A 19306-nucleotide genomic window follows, 5' to 3' on the forward strand; every position below is an offset into this window, starting at 1 on the left:
CCAGTGTTTTGGCAATAGCTTTTTTTGGGGACTGGGGATTGCAGGAGATGAGGGAGATGAGGGAGATGAGGGAGACGCGGGGAATAACAAATCACAAATCACAAATGAGAAAAATTACTGAAGTAGTTGAATAAATTGGTACTCTTTGACAGTAGCGAGAACGCGATGAGGTCTGGATAATTGAGGGGATTGATCTTCAGAAGTCCAAGCATAGCTATTAGCTGGTACTTCGGAAAATGAGGCTACTCGTTTATCGTCAATAGCAATATAGAAATCGAGCAGTACTTGGACTTTATCATCTATTTGTACAAAGTATATCGGATTAGTTTTCAAAATAGAAGCGATCGCACTTTGTTGCAGAAAAACTCTTAAAGCCGGGTTATAGTCACTTAACAGGCCTGTGGTACCCATCGCCGCCAAAGCTAGCCAACAGGGAACTAACCAACCTGCAATCCAATAACGAGTTGTGAGAAACTTTTTGCCAAAGTGATAACGACCAATCCACACCACGGGTAAAATTAACCAACCCAATCCCATACCCAAGCCAATAATTGCATACTTGCGGATATCAGAACCACCCCAACCAAGAACCACAATACTGGCGATGACAAGTAAAACACCGAACCCGCCAAAGCCATAACTGAGATTTCGCGGAAGATTCTGCTTGGCAAAAAAGTTTAATAGATTTTTTTTACCTTTTTGAAGACGGGATTGCGAGGGAATTCCTAACTCGTAAATTTTGCCTAGCCAGCTTAAACCCACAGATGCAAACAAAGCGACGAACGGATAAAGGCAAAGACTATAGTGAGAGAAACGAGTTGTAAAAATACTAATTTCAATAAATAAGACGAGTGGAAATCCAACTAATAATAATTGGTAGCGAAAGGGATGACGGATAGCCAAAATTAGTCCTAAAATTCCGAAAAAAGCCCAAGGAAATGCTTTGAGGGCAATATTCCATACATAGAAGAGAAAATTAGTCTGATAATGGTCATTACCATTACTACCTTGATATAGAACAAATTTGTACAACTCCTCAAAACTTTGATTTCCATAATGTAACCAACTCAGCCATAGCCAAATGAAACTAGGAATTAAACCGACGAAAAACCCTAAATATAACATTGGGTTAGTCAAATGACGATGACGGCGATGATCCCAAATTAAATAAGGCAATAAAGCTATGATTGGAACAAAAATCATAAAACTTCTGAGTAAGAAGCCTAAACCTAAACTTAAACCAGCAATAAAACTCCAAAAGTAGCGAGTTACAGGATTTAATTCTGCTTTAATCAAAGACAAAATAGCTAAAAGTACTAATAAAACTAGAGGCACATCAGGCGTACTTAAACGACAATATTGCAACCAGAGAAATTCCACACTTAAAATTGCAGCAGCAAGCCAAGCTAATTTTTTCCCCAGGATAATTTTGCCGATTTCATATACAAGCCATAAGCAGAAAATCCCTGTAATCATGCTAGGAAGACGGGCACTCATATCATTGATACCAAACAGCTTATAGGAACTGGCAATTAACCAATAAGGTCCCGGTGTTTTATGATGTGCCTTTTCCCAAGGTGCTATCCAATTACCAGAATCAAACATCAGACGTGCCCGTGAAGCATAAAGCGCTTCATCATGTGCTATCAGGCTGTTATACCCAGAAGTAAATAGTAATAAAGGTAGTATCCAAACTAACAAACTAAAATAGGGTAATGATACTAACAGCAGGATTTTGTGCCAAATATACTGCAAAACGTGTAATTTGTAGAACATTGAAATTTAGAAAAAATGAATGCTGCAATGTGGATTTATTTATGACGAATTTCCAAAGCAAGTGAAATACACAAACTTTGAGAATTCAGAATTCAGAATTCATAATTCAGAATTAATAAGGCTTAGATACACCAACTTGAGAATGTGAACAAAATCAAGCAGGTATACAATCATTGATTTTTCAACTATTGTGACTCCTGACTTCTGACTTCTGAATTCTGACTTCTGACTTCTGACTTCTGACTTCTGACTTCTGAATTCTGACTTCTGAATTCTCCCGCATGTGTCTTCGTGTTATTAAAATATGTTACATAGTGCTTGTTTCAAAATACCTGAAATTGCCGCAATTTTGGAAAAAATTTATCCACACGAGAGATTTATGCAGCTAAGACCAAATCAACGTCTAAAATTAGACGACACAGACGATCAGTTATTTTATGCCTATCCGCGCTTCGTCACCCATGTCGATGAAGGATTTATTCAACAGCTAACAGATTTGTATCGCGATCGCCTCAAACCCAACACCCGCATCTTTGATATGATGAGCAGCTGGGTGTCTCATCTCCCAGAAGAGATGCAATTTTCCCATGTCGAGGGACACGGACTCAACGCCGAAGAACTAGCACGTAATCCCCGCTTAAATCATTACTTTGTGCAAAATCTCAACGAAAATCCGCAATTTCCCTTGCCAAATGAAGATTTTGACGCGGTTCTCAATTGCGTATCTGTGCAGTATGTCCAATATCCAGAAGCAATATTTTCCGAAATCCGCCGCATCCTCAAACCCGCTGGTGTCGCCATTATCAGCTTTTCTAACCGGATGTTTTTTCAAAAGGCGATTCAAGCTTGGCGAGAAGCACCAGAAGCACAGAGAGTGGAATTAGTCAAGGGTTACTTTGCCTCAGTACCGGGATTTACCACCCCAGAAGCGATCGTTCATAAATCAACATTACCGAATTTTTTACAGTGGTTGGGCGCACCTGGAGGAGATCCGTTTTATGCTGTCATAGCTTATCGTGACAACAGTATTTAGAGAACAAAAATATGACACTTGGGTAAGTCCCATAATTTACAACCTACGCAATAATTATCGAAAAGTAAATTTTCTGGGTCAAAATTACAAGCAGCGCAGATAATTGCGTCAAAGCTCAAGTATCAGGAGAACCCAAAAATGATTTTACACCGTGGGCGTAGAGTTGTAGCTGCGTTGTTACTGTCAGTATTACTACTGACAGCATCTTGCTCTGCAAAAACACCTGGACGTTTTGACCAGGCGCAACAAGATAGCACTAAGCAAAAAAGCGGTCAAGCTGTGGCTAAGACCGCTACTCAAGGTAGCGAATTTAACAAATTGTTCCCAGATGCTAGTGATGGCTACCAGCGCGTCTATACCCAAGAGAAAAAAGGTTTTGCTGAAGCGAAGTTGAAGAAAGGCGGTAAAGATATCGCTTTGCTGTCTATTTCCGATACCAGCAGCGTACCAGCAACAGCAGCAAAGTTCTCGAATAGTACCAAAAAAATTGGCGGTTATCCGGCAGTAGAAATAGGTAACACGCAAACTGCAATTTTGGTAGGTAAGTACCAAGTAAAAGTACTTTCCCGCGATCCGTCATTTAAAGCTAGCGATCGCGCAGATTGGATAGAAAAATTTAATCTCAATGGTCTAGCTAAACTCAAATGAGCCGCATTGCCAATATCAACATAACAAAACTTAAATCAGGAGATTTTTGTGAGCAAATCAATTTTTGAATTGGTCGATCAATTGCCAACCAGCGGCTTGACTGTTTCTCTATTAAATTCCCTCGATTTTGTTGCTCCTGGCCAGTGGCAAAATACCGTTGGCTTTGTTAACACTATTAAGGCAGTTACTCTCGAAACTGACGAAGATTTAATTCAGCAAATTGGCGAACGAGCAATTTATCTATTCAACGATAAATCTCAGGGATATCAAACAGCTTTGTGGCTATATCAAACCGTTGATAATACAGATAAAGCCCTTGGTGCAGCAGCTTTAGCTAACAAAGTCGGCGAGAAAATTCCTTTATTGGGTTTTTTAAACTCTGTCACTCCCAAACCTGACAAAGCCCAAACCATCGATTTGACATTAAAATTAGTTGCCGAATTGGTAGCATTCTGTCAAATTAACGGCATTCCTGGAGATAGTATCGGGGATTTTGTAGCTTCTTTGGGAGAATATAGCGGCGAGTCACTCATCCGTATGGTGGCCTTAGTTTGTGTTGATGGTTTGATACCTCTAGGCCCAGACTTCATCAGCAAAGCCATATCCGGGTTGAATCAGACAAATCCCCAAGAGTTAGAACAAAACTCAACTTTCCAAAACATCAAAGATGTGATTCCAGGCAACAATGCTGGCAGTAAACTCAACTTTATCGGCGAAAGCTTTGACTCAGTTAAAGGTTGGATGAGTGGGCTAGTTAGTGCCAATAATTTAACACCACAAAAAGTTGTCCACAACTTGCAAACTTTTGCGGATATTGCCGATGACAAGTTAGACTACCTCGCGGCGTTCCTCGATGTAGCAACCAATTATTATGAACACACAGGTACGCAAACTTTGGCACGTCGCTTAATTGAACGGGCGGTGGCTGAGATTTAGGTTGATGGGGGACTGGGGACTGGGGACTGGGGACTGGGGACTGGGGACTGGGGACTGGGGACTGGGGACTGGGGGCTGGGGACTGGGGACTGGGGACTGGGGACTAGGGCGTGTTTTCAAACTGCTCGTTTAGCCTCCTAACTTTTTAGATCCCCCTAAGTCCCCCTTAAAAAGGGGGACTTTAAGAGACTCTGAGCAAGCCTTTTTAAGGTTGGGGGATCTAATACCGTTTCACTTTAATTATGATACAAATACGTTGGTAGGGGCACGGCAATGCCGTGCCCCTACGCGAAATCTATATGTATCAGGGTTTTAGTGAAATGGTATAAGACTTTGAAAACACGCCCTAAGGACTGGGGACTGGGGACTGTTTTTTAATACCCAGTACCCAATCCCTAATCCCTAATCCCCAATACCCAGTACCCAATCCCCAATCCCCAATCCCCAGTACCCAATCCCCAATCCCCATACCAAATTAAGGCAAACGCAGATCAGCTGCGATCGCGTATAAATAAGGTTGAAAAATAGCCAAATTTTCCAGCTTCTCAAACTTACCTGTTTGCGTACCTGAATCAAAGGCAGTGGTAATTACGTAAAGTTTAGTGCCATCAAAGGCAACATGACCGATATGTTGCTCTTGTACTCCACTTTGTTGGTTCAGTCCCACGAACCCATAACGGATTCCCTGAAGCTTACCAACTGCTACTGCTTGCGGCGGGTGGGCTGAAAAAGTAATCTCTTTCCCATATTCACCCTGACGGTCTTTGGCAAAAGTAGCATAGTTGTCTGCGACCCAAGCCTTGAGTGCTGTCAATACCTGAGTTTGATATTTAGAACTTTGGTAATCAACTTGAGAACCAGTTGGAATACCCGCAGCTACAAGTTTCTTTTGAAAATCCGGAATCTTTTCTAGTGGGTAAACGTTAATCTCAACTGTACCCAAAACTTTTCCTTTAGAGGAAATACACAACAAGGGCGCATTTCCATCGCAAGCAGCAACTTGCCAGTCAGTTGGAGCAGCAGCAGTATTTCCGAGAATTTTATGCCAGATATTTCCCTCACCAGGGTTGGGATGTTTTGCCACAGCGGGGGGATTTGGCGCTTTCTTTGGAGAAAATTGCGGGAGAACAAACTTTGCTCCCACCGGGATTAACACCACCAAAATCAAACCTAGTAGTAAATGATAAAGTCGTAACATCTTCGTAAAAATCTAAAGCCAAGGATTCTAGAGTGATGAAATAGTTTGTAATTCGTAATTAATTTAGATACATTTAGCTTCTATTAGTTTTACCTGATTGATAAACGCAATGGTATCTTAGCGTGTTAGTGATCTAATAACCCTAGAACTTTAATTTGCGTTTTTACTAATGAAATTCAGCGAAATCCTACACCAATTCGGCAACGCAGCTACGGTTCATAGCTTGAGTGTCAATCCAAACCATGACCCAGAAATTACGGGAGTAGCGGCTATTGATGAAGCTACTGATGGTAATCTCAGCTATGTGGAGGGAGCAAAATTTGGATCTTTTATCGGTAAAACCAACGCTAGTGCTTTAATTTTGCCCCAAGACGAAAAGTTACAGGCGCTTGCACAAGAACGTGGTGTTGTCTGGCTAAGCACTCCAGAACCGCGACTGTTATTTGCTAAAGCGATCGCAATTTTTTACCAACCATATCGTCCCGTCCCAGAAATTCATCAGAGTGCTGTGATTCATTCCACGGCTAAAATTGGTAGTGATGTTTATATTGGCCCCCATGTTGTCATTGAACAAGGGGTGGAAGTTGGTAACGGTGCAATTATCCATCCGAATGTGGTGGTCTATCCAGATGTCAAAATCGGCGATCGCACTATCTTACACGCCAATTGCACTATCCACGAACGCACCCACATCGGTGCAGATTGCGTAATTCACAGTGGCGCTGTTATCGGTGCAGAAGGCTTTGGTTTTGTTCCTACCCGTAGTGGTTGGTTCAAAATGGAACAATCCGGCTATACAGTTTTAGAAGATGGTGTGGTAATTGGCTGCAACAGTGCCGTTGACCGTCCATCTGTGGGAGAAACACGGGTCGGCCGTAATACAGTAGTTGACAACTTAGTGCAAATAGGCCACGGTTGCCAAATAGGTGCTGGTTGTGCGATCGCAGGTCAGGCCGGCTTGTCTGGAGGTGTCAAACTGGGGAATCGCGTTATCTTAGCTGGACAAGCAGGAATCGCCAATCAAGTGAAGTTGGGAGATGGGGCGATCGTATCTGCCCAAACTGGAATTCTCAGTGATGTTGCACCAGGAGAAATTGTCTCAGGAACTCCCGCAATGCCCCATAAAGTGTATCTCAAGGCATCTGCTATTTACCATCGCCTGCCAGATATCTATCAATCGTTAAAACAATTGCAACGTAAATTCAACAATAGCAATGGTGAATAAAAGCTAGGTCAGAAGTCAGAATTCAGAATTCAGAAGTCAGAAGTCAGAAGTCAGAATTCAGAATTCAGAAGTCAGAAGTCAGAAGTCAGAAGTCATCTGTTGAATTTTGACGTTGATTGAGAAAATATCTTTTTCAAAAGAAAAATAAAGTACCCTAGAGGGTACTTTCAAGGTATGTAAAAACTGCCAAAATATAAGTCATCTAGGATTAACCTGAGAAATTTCTCAGGTTAATTTTTTGATTTTGCTATTTGTCAATGCGGCGGATCAATAATCAATTAAGCTCCCTCAATGACTTCTAATATTACAGCCCAAATTCAAGGAGAAATCAGCGGTCAAATAGCCGTTGGGAGTCGCATTATTCAGATTGGCTCTGTCCACGGCGGTGTAGTGAACATTGCCTCAGCAGAACAGCAACCCCGCCGAAAAGCTATTGCTACACCAGTCTTTTTATTACCGCGTCCCTTTGAGCAATTGATTGGGCGCAAGGATGAAATTAAAAGTGCGATCGCTGCTCTAGAATCTAAGCAATCAGTAGAGTTTTATAGCGTATCTGGTTTGGGTAAGTCAGTTCTGCTGCGTAATTTGGCTTATCATCCCCAAATTAGTGCGCCTTTTGCTGATGGGGTAATCAGTTTTACTGTGCGTTATCAAACCGTAGCTGACTTGCTGCAATGTTTTTTTGAAGCCTTCTATGAAACCGATATTGCTTATAAACCAACTTATACCGAAATTCGCCAAGCTCTACAAAATAAACAAGCTCTAATTATCCTCGACGATCAAAAATTAACACGGGATGATCTTGAAGAACTGATCAATGCTACTCCTGGTTGTACCTTTGTTTTAGCTTCCCCAGAACGTCATCTTTGGGGAGAGGGACAAGGAATGAAATTGCTAGGACTGGCAATTCCAGATGCCCTTACCTTGGTTGAAAGAGAACTGCAACGCCAGCTAACCTCCGAAGAACAACAGCTAGCAGAAACTCTTTGCACTGTTTTAGAGGGACATCCTCTACAATTGATTTTGACGATCGCAACTGTGCAAGAAGAAAAGCGATCGCTTAGCGAGGTAGTTCAGCAACTCCAGCCCTCTCAACAAACTAACTCGCTAATTAAACAGATTTTAGCGTCACGGACAAAGCCGCAACTGGTTATCTTAGCTGTTTTAGCTGCCTTGGGTGGTGTAGCACTGTTGATGACACAGGCAGCAGCTATGAGTAAATTGCCGGATGCTGAGGTAATTTTGCAGACATTAGTCAAGTGGAATTTGGTTGAGATGGAAGGCGATCGCTACAACCTCAATCAAACTCTAGTTGAAGCTGTACAACAAGAATATGATTTAACGCCGTGGCGAGAGAACGCTCTCGAATATTTTAAAAGTTGGACACAACAGTATCAAACAGCACCCAACATTTTATTAGCTGAAACCGATGCCATCTTCCAAACTTTAATCTGGGCGGTTGGGGTTGGGCGGTGGGCAGAGACTTTGCAAATAGTGAAAGCTGTGGAGGGCGCTTTTGCTTTAAGTAAGCAATGGGGTTTATGGGAGCAATTACTGCAATGGGCACTGCAAGCAGCCCAAGCAATGGGAGACAAAGCAGCCGAAGCTTGGGCGTTGCATCAATTGGGTAGTCGCGCCCTTTGTTTAGAGGAAATGACCACAGCCGAAAATTACCTGACTCAAGCCCTACAAATCCGCGAGTCCTTGGGCGATGAAGTTGGCAAAGCCGTAACCCGCCACAATCTCAATCTCCTTGCTGTTCCACCTGCACCACCGCCGATTGAACAAACTTCATTTTGGCTGAAAACTTTCCTCGCCCTTTTGCTCATAGGATTAACAGGATGGTTCGTTTGGTCTTTGTTGTATCGACCCACGCCGCGCCTCAGCCTTAGCCCCGAAAGCCTCAACTTTGGCCGTCAACCTGTGAAACTTCCTAGCCAACCGCAAACTGTCACCCTTGAAAACAGCGGCTCAGCAGTTTTAAAAATCACAAGAAAAATCGAAATCACTGGCAGCGAGTCTAATGATTTTACCATTAGCAATAACAGCTGCTCTGAAGATTCCATCCAGCCGCGAGCCAACTGTACTGTCAGCATCAGCTTTGGGCCGAGAGATGTTGGTAAGCGTAATGCTAGCCTGAGTATCACTGACAATAGCGCTGATAAACCACATCTTGTGCAGCTAACAGGTGAAGGTTTTAGTTCAAATAACCAACCACCACTAGCAAATCCCGATACATCACAGACGGGCTACTTTCAGCGAGTTACTATTCCTGTATTAAATAACGATCGCGACCCAGATGGCGATGTGATTAACATTAGTAATTTTACACAAGCAACTAATGGCACAGTCTCACGCGCCAATGACCAAAAAAGTTTGATTTATCAGCCAAATCGTGGCTTTTCAGGTGAAGATACATTCACTTACAGCATTCAGGATGCTAAAGGTGCCACGGCAAAGGCTACGGTGAAGGTGACGGTAGCACAACAGCCGAATCAACCACCACTAGCAAATCTCGATACATCACAGACGGGCTACTTTCAGCAAGTTACTATTCCTGTATTGGACAATGATACCGACCCAGATGGCGATGCGATTAACATTAGTAATTTTACACAAGCAACTAATGGCACAGTCTCACGCGCCAATGACCAAAAAAGTTTGATTTATCAGCCAAATCGTGGCTTTTCAGGTGAAGATACATTCACTTACAGCATTCAGGATGCTAAAGGTGCCACGGCAAAGGCTACGGTGAAGGTGACGGTAGCACAACAGCCGAATCAACCACCAATAGCAAATCCCGATACATCACAGACGGGCTACTTTCAGCAAGTTACTATTCCTGTATTGAACAATGATACCGACCCAAATGGCAATGCGATTAACATTAGTAATTTTACACAAGCAACTAATGGTACAGTCTCACGCGCTAATGACCAGAAAAGTCTGATTTATCAGCCAAATCGTGGTTTTTCTGGTGAAGATACATTCACTTACACCATTCGGGATGCTAAAGGTGCCACGGCAAAGGCTACGGTGAAGGTGACGGTAGCACAACAGCCGAATCAACCACCAATAGCAAATCCCGATACATCACAGACGGACTACTTTCAGCAAGTTACTATTCCTGTATTGAACAATGATACCGACCCAAATGGCAATGCGATTAACATTAGTAATTTTACACAAGCAACTAATGGTACAGTCTCACGCGCTAATGACCAGAAAAGTCTGATTTATCAGCCAAATCGTGGTTTTTCTGGTGAAGATACATTCACTTACACCATTCGGGATGTTAACGGTGCAACAGCAACCGCTACTGTGAAGGTGACGGTAGCACAACAGCCAAACCAAGCACCGATAGCAAATCCTGATACATGGCAGACTGGCTACTTTCAGCGAGTTACTATTCCTGTATTGAACAATGATACCGACCCAGATGGCGATGCCATCAACATTATTAGTTTTACTCAGGGAAGTAATGGTGCAGTCTCACGCGCTGATGACCAGAAAAGTCTGATTTATCAGCCAAATCGTGGTTTTTCTGGTGAAGATACATTCACTTACACCATTCGGGATGCTAGAGGTGCCACGGCAACCGCTACTGTGAAGGTGACGGTAGCACGAGAACTTATATTTTAACGTGTAAGTTTAAATCCTGGAGTTGCCAACGTCACAGATACATTTACATACACCATTGAAAATGCTAATGGCGCAATTGATGAGGCTACAGTTACCGTAATAATCAATCTATTTGAGATTAGATAATCACAAAACACTTTGAGCTTGCAGGTAAAACACCATGAACGAAGAACAAAAAGCTGGAGACAATATCAGTGCTAACATCTCTGGTAGTTTTAGCGAACGAGTAGCCGTCGGCAAACAAATCAGTCAAGACCAAACCATCACTTCTGTACCACAGCCAGAAGTGACAGAAGATGATTTAGCGGTACTGCGGCGGATACTGGCTAACGTCAAGGTACAAGTAGAGTCAGAAGCACCGCCAGAAAAAAAAGAAGCTGCTTTACAACGGGTAGTAGAACTAGAAGAAGCCGTCACTGCCAAACAACCTGATTTAGATACAATGGCATACGTCAAAAAATGGTTTATTAAGAACTTGCCCAGCCTTTCAGGGGCAGTAACTGGCGTTGTAATTCATCCCATTGTTGGTAAACTGGTGGGGGCTGCTGGTGATGCCTTGGCTGATGAGTTCCGCGATCGCTTCAATGTCGATTAATTAGTTGCAGTCTAGTAGCGTAGCACAGCTGTGCTACGCTAACGCATGTAAAATTCCAACAAATCCTTTGTTTCAACCACCTTCAGCCCCTGAACTCAATCCCATTGAAAGGCTTTGGCAACTCCTCAAAAAACCACTCAAAAATCAACTTTTTTCTTCTTTACAAGCTTTACGTGAGCGCATCCAAGAAATATTCGACCAACTTACTTTTGAGCAGATAATTTCTGTCTCTTCTTACAACTTTATCCTGGAAGCTTTATTTTATGCAGCTTCATATTAAATTGGTATTAATCACAAGACTGTGTATTCATGCTTTTGGCTCCTCAAATATAAATAAATTTTAATAACTTAATAGTTATGCAAGTATTAATAGTTAAATAATCTTAGGAGAAATAAAAACAGCTGAGGTCTGCATCAGCAATGGTACTTGCTGGATAGATTGATGCAGATCCTCCCTAAACCTAGAATAACAATCTTTTAACTCTGGTACTGGCAGGCATCCTGAGTGATGACTGCCTGAAAACCTTGCAGTTGAACATCAAGGAAGCAACAATGAGTAGCAATCTCGCCATCAAACTGCGCTCTGGAACTCAACAAGCCCACACATCAGCAGAAAACGTGGGATTTATGAAATGTTTTCTCAAAGGAGTTGTAGACAGAGACTGCTTCGCCAAATTCTTAAGCAACTTGTATTACATCTACAGCGAACTAGAAGCAGCCATAGAAAGCCATGTAGAGCATCCTGTGATTCGTGCGGTTTATTTTCCCGAACTTAATCGCCAAGTTTCCCTCGAAAAAGACATGGTGTTCTATTATGGGGATAATTGGAGAGAGCAAGTCACCCCCTCATCTGCAGCCCAGACCTACATTGACCGCATTCGGGAAATTTCTGCTAATGAACCAGCCTTATTGCTAGGTCATGTCTACACTCGCTACATGGGCGACCTCTCAGGGGGTCAAATGCTACAAAAAATTGCTCAATCAGCCCTCAATCTTTCTGGCTATGAAGGCACTTCCTTCTACAATTTTGAGCAAATTCCTGATAAAAAGGCATTTAAAGATAAGTATCGTCAGGTATTAAATGAACTACCCATTGATGATGCTACAGCACAACGGATTGTTGCAGAAGCCAATAATGCCTTCGCGTTGAATTTACAGATGGCTCAAGAACTAGAAGGAAGTTTAATTAAAGCCCTCGGCCAAGTCCTGTTTAATAACCTGACTCGTTCCCATAATTCAGGTAGCACCGAAATAACTGCGGCTAATTAATTTTGTTATTAGACATTGGGCATGGGGCATTGGGCATTGGTTATTTCTCCCCCTGCCCCTGCCTCCCCTGCCTCCCCTGCCTCCCCTGCCTCCCCTGCCCCCTCATCCCCCACTCCCCACTCCCTTCACACATTTATTGGAAAGTAACTCAATGGTTTTTCTATTACCTGGTGTCAAATTTGATCTAGATCTGATCCAAAAGTATGATACTCGCGCACCGAGATACACCAGCTACCCACCTGCTACAGAGTTAAACGAAACATTCACCCAAACTGATTTTAAAGCTGCGATCGCCGCCTCGAATCAACGCAAAACTCCTCTTTCTTTGTATTTCCACATTCCCTTTTGCCAAAGTGCTTGCTATTTTTGTGGATGCAACACGGTAATTTCTAACAACAAGAAAATTGCTGAACCTTACCTGGAGCATTTGGTTCAAGATATCAAAAACACCTCAGCTTTGATAGATTCACAAAGAAACGTGCTACAAATTCACTGGGGTGGTGGTACTCCTAACTATTTGGAGCGCGACCAAGTAGAATTTTTATGGAAAAACATCAATCACTACTTCAACATTGACCCACAAGCAGAAATCTCAATTGAAATTAATCCCCGCTACATTGATAGAAACTACATTCTCTTTCTCCGACAACTTGGGTTTAATCGCATTAGTTTTGGCATTCAGGATTTTAATAGCCAAGTTCAAGTAGCTGTAAATCGTGTCCAACCTGAAGAAATGCTATTTGATGTCATGAGTTGGATCAAAGAAGCGAAGTTTGAAAGTGTAAATGTAGACCTAATTTATGGTTTACCTTATCAAACCCGCGAAACCTTTCGGGAGACAGTGAAAAAGACGATCGCATTAGATCCTGACCGCATTGTTGTTTTTAATTTTGCTTATGTGCCGTGGCTGAAACCGACGCAAAAAAATATTCCTCAAGAAGCCCTACCCCCAGCCGATGAAAAGCTAGAAATTCTGAAAATGACCATTGAAGAATTGACGAATAACCAATATCTATTTATTGGGATGGATCATTTTGCTAAAACTAATGACGAATTAGCGATCGCTCAACGCAATGGCACTCTCAAGCGTAATTTCCAGGGCTATACTACCCACGCTGAAACAGAACTTTTTGGTTTTGGTGCCACATCCATCAGTATGCTAGAAGATGCCTATGCTCAAAACCATAAGGAATTAAAGGATTATTATCAGACACTCAAAGCAGGTGATTTACCTGTTAGTAAAGGCATCAAACTGACTCAAAATGATATTATCAGACGAGATGCGATCATGTCTATCATGTCTCACTTTCAACTCCATAAGCAAGACATTGAAAACAAATATCATATCAGTTTTGATGAATATTTTTCAGATGAATTAGACGCATTAAAACCACTAGAAGCTGATGGTCTAGTGAGTTTATCAAAAAATCACATCCAAGTCACAGATATCGGTAGATTATTAGTCAGAAATATTGCCGTCATATTTGATACTCATACAAGAACGCGAGAGTCAAAATTCTCTCGCGCCATTTAAAGTAGAGACGTTGCAATGCAACGTCTCTACTTTTGTGAAATTTTGCAGTTTTCAGATCCCCGACTTCTCAAATAAGTCGGGGATATAATTTTTAAGAAATTTTGTCCAACTTGATGAATAAATATTTTATATACATCTCCAAAAAGTTAGATAAAAAGATTACATCTTGAGATAGATATCACAAGGCTGAGATTACCGATTTTTTATAAATTGAGATTTATGTTATTCTCAAGAATCTAGTTCTGTAATCCACAAGGCCTAATAGAAAATTAAAGATTCAATAATTGATTATTTCTTTCGCCGGCAAAAAACATTGAATAGAATATTTTAAGCTATAAATGCCAAATGGCAATTATCATCTAATCTGGATACAACCTCTTTTATCTAACTTTTGGATTCGGCATTTATCCCATGTGATAGAAAGAATTGGGAATCAAAGTTGATAACTTAGATACAAGTCAGATTGAAGAGGTAATTATCGGATTATGAGTATTATTGCTTGGGTAGTTTTAGGACTTTTGGCAGGTGCCATTGCTAAAGCTATTTATCCTGGTTATCAAGGCGGCGGAATTCTTTCCACAATGATTTTAGGCATCATTGGTGCTTTCATTGGTGGAACTGTGTTTACATTGCTAAGAACCGGAACACTGCAAATTACTTCGGCTGGTGCTGGCTTAACTGTTCCTGGCATTTTAGTAGCTGTCCTCGGCGCAATTATTGCTATCTACCTATGGGGACTAATCAGAAGAAGCAGTAATGCATAATCAGTGATTGCCAGTTATTAATCATGAAATGACTACTGGATTTTATTCGTCTTCTAGTTTTCCGGTTGAGAAGGTATGCAATCTCAATTGAGTCAGATGAAGTAGAAAATACTAGAAAACAATAAACCAGTCCATCAATTTTGTCAAATTGTTTTTTGGAAGCTTAAATCTATGTTTTTTCACAAAAAAGATCCTATTCACGTAGTAAATGTTAACGAAGCAAACCCTCGTTTTGCTCAGTTGCTTCTAGAGCAGTTTGGCGGAGCTACTGGAGAACTAAGCGCAGCTTTGCAATATTGGGTTCAATCATTCCACGTCGAAAATGCTGGAATTAAAGATATGCTCCAAGATATTGCGATCGAGGAATTTGGGCATTTAGAAATGGTTGGTAAACTCATTGAAGCTCATACAAAGAATACCGATCAAACAGAGGCTTATAAGAGTACTCTTTTTGCAGTACGAGGGATAGGTCCTCATTTTCTAGATAGTCAGGGTAATGCTTGGACTGCAAATTACTTGAATGAAGGCGGAGATGTAGTGCGTGATTTGAGAGCGAATATTGCAGCGGAAGCTGGCGCTCGTCAGACTTACGAAGAATTGATTAAGTTAGCAACTGACCACGGAACTAAAGAGACTTTAGTCCATCTTTTAACACGAGAAATTTCTCATACTCAGATGTTTATGAAAGCTCTGGATTCTCTGGGTAAGTTAACAGATCCATTCTTTGGTAATATTAAGCCAGATGAAACTGTTAATCTGTACTACAACCTATCTACAAACGGCAATGGTAAAGATGAACGTGGTCCTTGGAATTCTGAGCCAACATTCAAATATATTGCAAATCCACTAGAAAGTCACTCTTAATTTCATAGTTTGCAGTAACAACATAAGTTGATTTTCAGCAAAGATTTTTCGGCAGATTCTTGGAAGCTTTGAACGATTGCCGAGGGTTATTTGCTGAGATTAATTTCGGATAAGACACACCATCGGGGCGCACATCTGTGCGCCCCTACAAATGGCTATAAATATTCAGCCATACAAAATAATTCAGAGCAATGTTTGTGAATTCAGTAGCCAAGTATAAAGCTTGTTTTACTCCTGTTAGCGCAGCGGGGCGTAGCCCATTCTGACTTCTAAATTCTGAATTCTGCTTTAATTCAACTCTAAATCAAAACTGTGGATCGGGAGATTAATTTGTGATTGTCAACGCTACCCAAAATGGTTGGGAAATTATTTATCATCGTGCCCATGCTTTGTTAGCAGCTCAACTAGCAGGACAATGGCAACGTAAGAATGCTCCAGTCCGATTATATGAAACGATAGCTGCAATTTCCCATCACGATGACTTAGAAAAAGAGTGGGAAGAAGATAATTTGACTGAAGCTGGTGCGCCAAAAGACTTCACCTTAATGTCAGACGATGACGCAGAAGAAGGTATTCAAAAAACTGCTAATCTAGCAAAGAATGCTCTTTATCGTGGACGGTGGGTAGCTTTATTAATTTCTATGCATATTAGTCGTTTAAATGAGCCGAGTAGGGGAAAGTTTTCAGAACTAGACAAACTTTTAGATGAGCAACTTCAAAATCAACAACGTTGGCGCGAGGAACTAGGTATTGAAAAGGAAGAAGTTGATGCAGCTTATGCATTTATGCAATGGTGCGATCGCCTTTCTCTGATCCTCTGTCAGGAAGAATTACCTGCTGATGAACGCTTTTTAGAAATTAGCAAAGGTCCTGACGGTCAACGCTATGATATCATGCAGCGCCGCGATCAATTGGTTGTTGTCAAACCCTGGCCTTTCCAAGACGAACAATTCACCGTCAACGTCGAAGCTTGTGAACTCTCCCAGGTGAAGTTTGAGAGCAACACCGAACTCACTCAAGCACTACAACAAGCCCCCATCAAGGTATTAGAGTGGACATTTGTTAAGAGTTAGATACACGACTTAAAAGGGAAGTCAGAAGTCAATTTCTGATTCTAACGCCTTTATTGTTTGTTGTTAAATTCTCGCCGCGACAGTCACCAACAAAAGCCTCCATCTGGGGGCTTTTTAGCATTGAAAAAGTTTTTCCAGCATTTTTGAGGAAATTTGCTCAGAATATATTTGCAAATTTTCTGAAAATGATTATCATTTTTGTATGAATGTACCAATCATAACCGTCGTTGCTGGCCCAGCTGGATGTGGCAAAACCACTTGGATTTGCCAACAGATGCAATATAGCGCCTCTAGTAAAAATATCATTTATTTTAGTCCTGGCACTGGGAATGTTCCCATTGACCAGACACGCCTAGTTGCGGAATTTCCAGAGGTGAAAGTCTTTGGTGATGGGGGAGAACTGGAGTTTTTCAACCAGTTAGTAGGAGCAGAGATTGCCTATATTGAACTGGGATTTTACTTAGAATTAGGCGCAATCCAGCCAATGTTAGACAATTTATCCTATCAGGCGATGTCTTACGATAAGTCGCTTCGCGCCTACGCGATTCTACCACCACACCTCAAAGATTCTGAATATCATACCTGGGCAGACAAAATTATCATAGGTGCAGATGTAGATACTAGCATTGTCCAAACTCAAATATGGCGTGCGCCAACCATCGGTCAAGTTATTGACGAAGATAGTCTACACGAGTTTTGGTACGAAATTACCCACGGTGCTTACGGGCAAGTGACTCGTGCCAAGGGAATTTTCGATGTTGCTGATGGACGGTCACTATACGCCGATTTTGTGGCGGGGATACCAGCAATTGATTTTTTAGAATTAGATTTACCACGCCACTTGGAAGGTAGACCACAGCGGTTTAGTGGTATAGAAATATTGGGACAAAGTTTAGATGAGTCTGCAATTAAACAAACCTTAGAAGATTGCTATTTGTCAGAAATAGCCGTAGCACAATACCAACAACAGGTAAAACAAATTTTGATTGAGGAGACTATACAGTGAAAATAGCAGTCATCTCCTGTATTCATGGTAACTATGAAGCCTTGGATGCGGTATTATTAGATTGCGATCGCCAAAAAGCTGAAAAAATCTTTTGTCTTGGCGATTTAGTGGGATATGGTCCCTATCCAAATGCCGTAGTTGCTCAAATTCGTTCCCTCGATATTCCTACTTGCGCCGGCTGTTGGGATGAAGATATTGTGGAAGGGCTGAATGCCTGTGATTGCAGCTATCCCTCGTTATTAGCTGAAAAAAGGGGTAAAACTGCTCACGAGTGGACAAATAACGAAATTCATCAAGAACACCGCCAATTCCTAGCCCAATTGCCCCACAGTTTACGCGAGGAAAATTTGGCCTTTGTTCACGGTAGCCCCCACAGCAATCACGAATATTTATTACCAGAACTTGACGCTTTTGCAGCCCTAGAGCGAGTATTTTCCACAGAGGCAGATGTACTTTTTTGTGGTCATACCCACGTACCCTATGTACGTAATTTGGATGTAGGTAGTCTGCAAGTTCGCGTCAAAGATGAAGGAACACAAGAACACTCACTAAATTTCACCACTTCCGTTAAGCGAATTATTAATGTGGGTTCTGTGGGAGAACCTCGACACGGGCGACCAAATGCGACCTATGTGATTTATGACACAGAAAATCAAGAAGTGAAATTGCGTGAAGTCCCTTACGACTACCAGAAAACCTGTGCAGCAATTATTGAAAAAGGGTTACCGCCAGTTTTTGCTTGGCGTTTAGCGCAAGGGCTGGAATATGCAGAAAGGGCTGAAGACCCGACTCATGTTTGTACGAGGTGATGGGGAGTGGGGAGTGGGGAGATGGGGAGTGGGGAGATGGAGAGATGGGGAGATGGGGGGATGGGGGGAGATGAATTAATAACCAATGCCCAATGCCCAATGCCCCATACCCAATCTAAAATCTAAAATCTAAAATCCAAAATTAATATGAGTAAATGGGCGATTTTGAGTGGTATTGAAGGAAATCTCGCAGCTTATGAGGCTGTGATGATGGATATTAAGCGTCAAGGTGATGCTGTAGAGGCTTTGTATATTTTAGGTGATTTGGTGGGACCGAGACCAGAAGCCGAAAAGTTAGTAAAACGAGTGCGTAACCCACAACGTGGAGAGTTAGAACCTTTGATTTGTAAAGGTTGGTGGGAAGAACAATGTTTAATTTTGCATGGACTTGGAGCCACTGGGGAACCCACTGAGTTAATGAGCAAATATGGAGGAGAAACAGTTAAGCAGCTATGGGAATGTGTTTCTCGTCAAACAGTCCAATGGTTGAGAATGCTAGACTTTGGTTTTTTTGAACTGGATTGTTTATTAATTCACGGCACAACAGTAGCAGTTGATGAGGAACTTACACCAAAAACTCACCCCATTGTAATGTGCGATCGCCTATCACGGATGCAAGCAAATAATTTGTTCTGTGGTCGTTCTGGTTTGACCTTTCAATATCAACTGCAAGCAGGTTCTATCACCACAGAGGTTATTACTCTTAACAGCCAAGCTTCTCCCGAAACCGTAAACATTTCCCCGCGTCAAGTAATTGGGGTGGGTAATGTGGGGCGAATACCAGGTGAAGCAAAATATGCGCTTTATACACCAAATACCAATCAGGTAGTATTTAAGACTGTCCGCTACGGTGTCAACAAAGGATTTCAGCTAAATTCAGCTAAATCCCCAGTCGCTAGTCCAATCAAAAAAGAGCCAGATAAGTAACTTTCTG

Annotated in this window: 16 protein-coding genes and 1 pseudogene; 15 read left to right on the plus strand and 2 right to left on the minus strand. The window is 41.8% G+C overall.

The window, feature by feature from the left end; genetic code table 11:
• Positions 1 to 114: 114 nt before the first annotated feature.
• Positions 115 to 1776 (minus strand): ArnT family glycosyltransferase, encoded by a 1662-nt coding sequence (locus IQ276_RS23465; RefSeq protein ID WP_193919875.1) that lies wholly within the window; start codon positions 1774 to 1776, stop codon positions 115 to 117.
• A 379-nt stretch (positions 1777 to 2155) separates the two neighbouring features.
• On the opposite strand from IQ276_RS23465, the gene IQ276_RS23470 reads away from it, so the two are divergent.
• The 3 genes from IQ276_RS23470 (at position 2156) to IQ276_RS23480 (ending at position 4393) form a co-directional block, all read left to right on the plus strand.
• Positions 2156 to 2809 carry a class I SAM-dependent methyltransferase gene (locus IQ276_RS23470; RefSeq protein WP_193919877.1) on the plus strand — a complete coding sequence of 218 codons (654 nt, stop codon included), beginning with the start codon at positions 2156 to 2158 and terminating at the stop codon, positions 2807 to 2809.
• A 138-nt stretch (positions 2810 to 2947) separates the two neighbouring features.
• Entirely contained in the window at positions 2948 to 3457 is a 510-nt protein-coding gene (locus IQ276_RS23475; RefSeq protein WP_193919879.1) for a hypothetical protein, read from the plus strand.
• Between the two features lie 48 nt (positions 3458 to 3505).
• Positions 3506 to 4393 (plus strand): hypothetical protein, encoded by an 888-nt coding sequence (locus IQ276_RS23480; RefSeq protein ID WP_235115905.1) that lies wholly within the window; start codon positions 3506 to 3508, stop codon positions 4391 to 4393.
• Positions 4394 to 4868: 475 nt separating this feature from the next.
• Here the strand turns inward: IQ276_RS23480 and IQ276_RS23485 are convergent, their stop codons facing one another.
• Entirely contained in the window at positions 4869 to 5591 is a 723-nt protein-coding gene (locus IQ276_RS23485) for a hypothetical protein (protein WP_235115906.1), read from the minus strand.
• Positions 5592 to 5760: 169 nt separating this feature from the next.
• Here IQ276_RS23485 and lpxD point away from each other — a divergent pair, with 169 nt between their 5' ends.
• The 12 genes and pseudogenes from lpxD (at position 5761) to IQ276_RS23545 (ending at position 19299) form a co-directional block, all read left to right on the plus strand.
• A complete protein-coding gene (lpxD, locus tag IQ276_RS23490; protein ID WP_190876308.1) occupies positions 5761 to 6816 on the plus strand; it encodes a UDP-3-O-(3-hydroxymyristoyl)glucosamine N-acyltransferase in 1056 nt (351 codons plus the stop codon).
• A 1275-nt stretch (positions 6817 to 8091) separates the two neighbouring features.
• Positions 8092 to 10584: pseudogene (locus IQ276_RS23495) on the plus strand (Ig-like domain-containing protein).
• A gap of 34 nt (positions 10585 to 10618) precedes the next feature.
• Positions 10619 to 11053 (plus strand): hypothetical protein, encoded by a 435-nt coding sequence (locus IQ276_RS23500; protein ID WP_193921323.1) that lies wholly within the window; start codon positions 10619 to 10621, stop codon positions 11051 to 11053.
• Positions 11054 to 11120: 67 nt separating this feature from the next.
• Entirely contained in the window at positions 11121 to 11333 is a 213-nt protein-coding gene (locus IQ276_RS23505) for a transposase (RefSeq protein ID WP_193921325.1), read from the plus strand.
• Between the two features lie 272 nt (positions 11334 to 11605).
• On the plus strand, positions 11606 to 12322 hold the full coding sequence (locus IQ276_RS23510; protein WP_193921327.1) for a biliverdin-producing heme oxygenase: 717 nt from the start codon (positions 11606 to 11608) through the stop codon (positions 12320 to 12322).
• 151 nt (positions 12323 to 12473) lie between these two features.
• Positions 12474 to 13856 carry an oxygen-independent coproporphyrinogen III oxidase gene (gene hemN, locus IQ276_RS23515; RefSeq protein ID WP_235115908.1) on the plus strand — a complete coding sequence of 461 codons (1383 nt, stop codon included), beginning with the start codon at positions 12474 to 12476 and terminating at the stop codon, positions 13854 to 13856.
• A gap of 485 nt (positions 13857 to 14341) precedes the next feature.
• Positions 14342 to 14620 carry a GlsB/YeaQ/YmgE family stress response membrane protein gene (locus IQ276_RS23520; RefSeq protein ID WP_073641726.1) on the plus strand — a complete coding sequence of 93 codons (279 nt, stop codon included), beginning with the start codon at positions 14342 to 14344 and terminating at the stop codon, positions 14618 to 14620.
• Positions 14621 to 14791: 171 nt separating this feature from the next.
• Positions 14792 to 15484, plus strand: coding sequence for a manganese catalase family protein (locus IQ276_RS23525; protein ID WP_193922468.1), 693 nt, complete (start codon positions 14792 to 14794; stop codon positions 15482 to 15484).
• Positions 15485 to 15816: 332 nt separating this feature from the next.
• The gene (locus IQ276_RS23530; RefSeq protein ID WP_193922471.1) at positions 15817 to 16557 is read left to right on the plus strand and encodes a DUF3891 family protein; all 741 of its coding nucleotides are present in this window, start codon (positions 15817 to 15819) and stop codon (positions 16555 to 16557) included.
• Positions 16558 to 16759: 202 nt separating this feature from the next.
• The gene (locus tag IQ276_RS23535; protein WP_193922473.1) at positions 16760 to 17563 is read left to right on the plus strand and encodes a CobW C-terminal domain-containing protein; all 804 of its coding nucleotides are present in this window, start codon (positions 16760 to 16762) and stop codon (positions 17561 to 17563) included.
• Positions 17560 to 18372: a metallophosphoesterase family protein gene (locus tag IQ276_RS23540; RefSeq protein ID WP_235115909.1), complete on the plus strand. Its 813-nt coding sequence runs from the start codon at positions 17560 to 17562 to the stop codon at positions 18370 to 18372. Before IQ276_RS23535 ends, IQ276_RS23540 begins: the two co-directional genes overlap by 4 nt.
• A gap of 147 nt (positions 18373 to 18519) precedes the next feature.
• Positions 18520 to 19299: a metallophosphatase gene (locus IQ276_RS23545; RefSeq protein WP_193924654.1), complete on the plus strand. Its 780-nt coding sequence runs from the start codon at positions 18520 to 18522 to the stop codon at positions 19297 to 19299.
• Positions 19300 to 19306: the final 7 nt, after the last annotated feature.

The organism is Desmonostoc muscorum LEGE 12446, from assembly GCF_015207005.2.
Taxonomy (GTDB): Bacteria; Cyanobacteriota; Cyanobacteriia; order Cyanobacteriales; family Nostocaceae; genus Nostoc; species Nostoc muscorum.

Excerpts from the sequence above, each read along its gene's own strand:
- IQ276_RS23525 (WP_193922468.1), top strand. The coding sequence starts at position 14,792 with ATGTTTTTTCACAAAAAAGATCCTATTCACGTAGTAAATGTTAACGAA.
- IQ276_RS23520 (WP_073641726.1), top strand. The coding sequence starts at position 14,342 with ATGAGTATTATTGCTTGGGTAGTTTTAGGACTTTTGGCAGGTGCCATT.
- IQ276_RS23535 (WP_193922473.1), top strand. The coding sequence starts at position 16,760 with ATGAATGTACCAATCATAACCGTCGTTGCTGGCCCAGCTGGATGTGGC.
- IQ276_RS23465 (WP_193919875.1), bottom strand. The coding sequence starts at position 1,776 with ATGTTCTACAAATTACACGTTTTGCAGTATATTTGGCACAAAATCCTG.
- IQ276_RS23510 (WP_193921327.1), top strand. The coding sequence starts at position 11,606 with ATGAGTAGCAATCTCGCCATCAAACTGCGCTCTGGAACTCAACAAGCC.
- lpxD (WP_190876308.1), top strand. The coding sequence starts at position 5,761 with ATGAAATTCAGCGAAATCCTACACCAATTCGGCAACGCAGCTACGGTT.
- IQ276_RS23545 (WP_193924654.1), top strand. The coding sequence starts at position 18,520 with ATGAGTAAATGGGCGATTTTGAGTGGTATTGAAGGAAATCTCGCAGCT.
- IQ276_RS23475 (WP_193919879.1), top strand. The coding sequence starts at position 2,948 with ATGATTTTACACCGTGGGCGTAGAGTTGTAGCTGCGTTGTTACTGTCA.
- IQ276_RS23470 (WP_193919877.1), top strand. The coding sequence starts at position 2,156 with ATGCAGCTAAGACCAAATCAACGTCTAAAATTAGACGACACAGACGAT.
- IQ276_RS23500 (WP_193921323.1), top strand. The coding sequence starts at position 10,619 with ATGAACGAAGAACAAAAAGCTGGAGACAATATCAGTGCTAACATCTCT.
- IQ276_RS23485 (WP_235115906.1), bottom strand. The coding sequence starts at position 5,591 with ATGTTACGACTTTATCATTTACTACTAGGTTTGATTTTGGTGGTGTTA.
- hemN (WP_235115908.1), top strand. The coding sequence starts at position 12,474 with ATGGTTTTTCTATTACCTGGTGTCAAATTTGATCTAGATCTGATCCAA.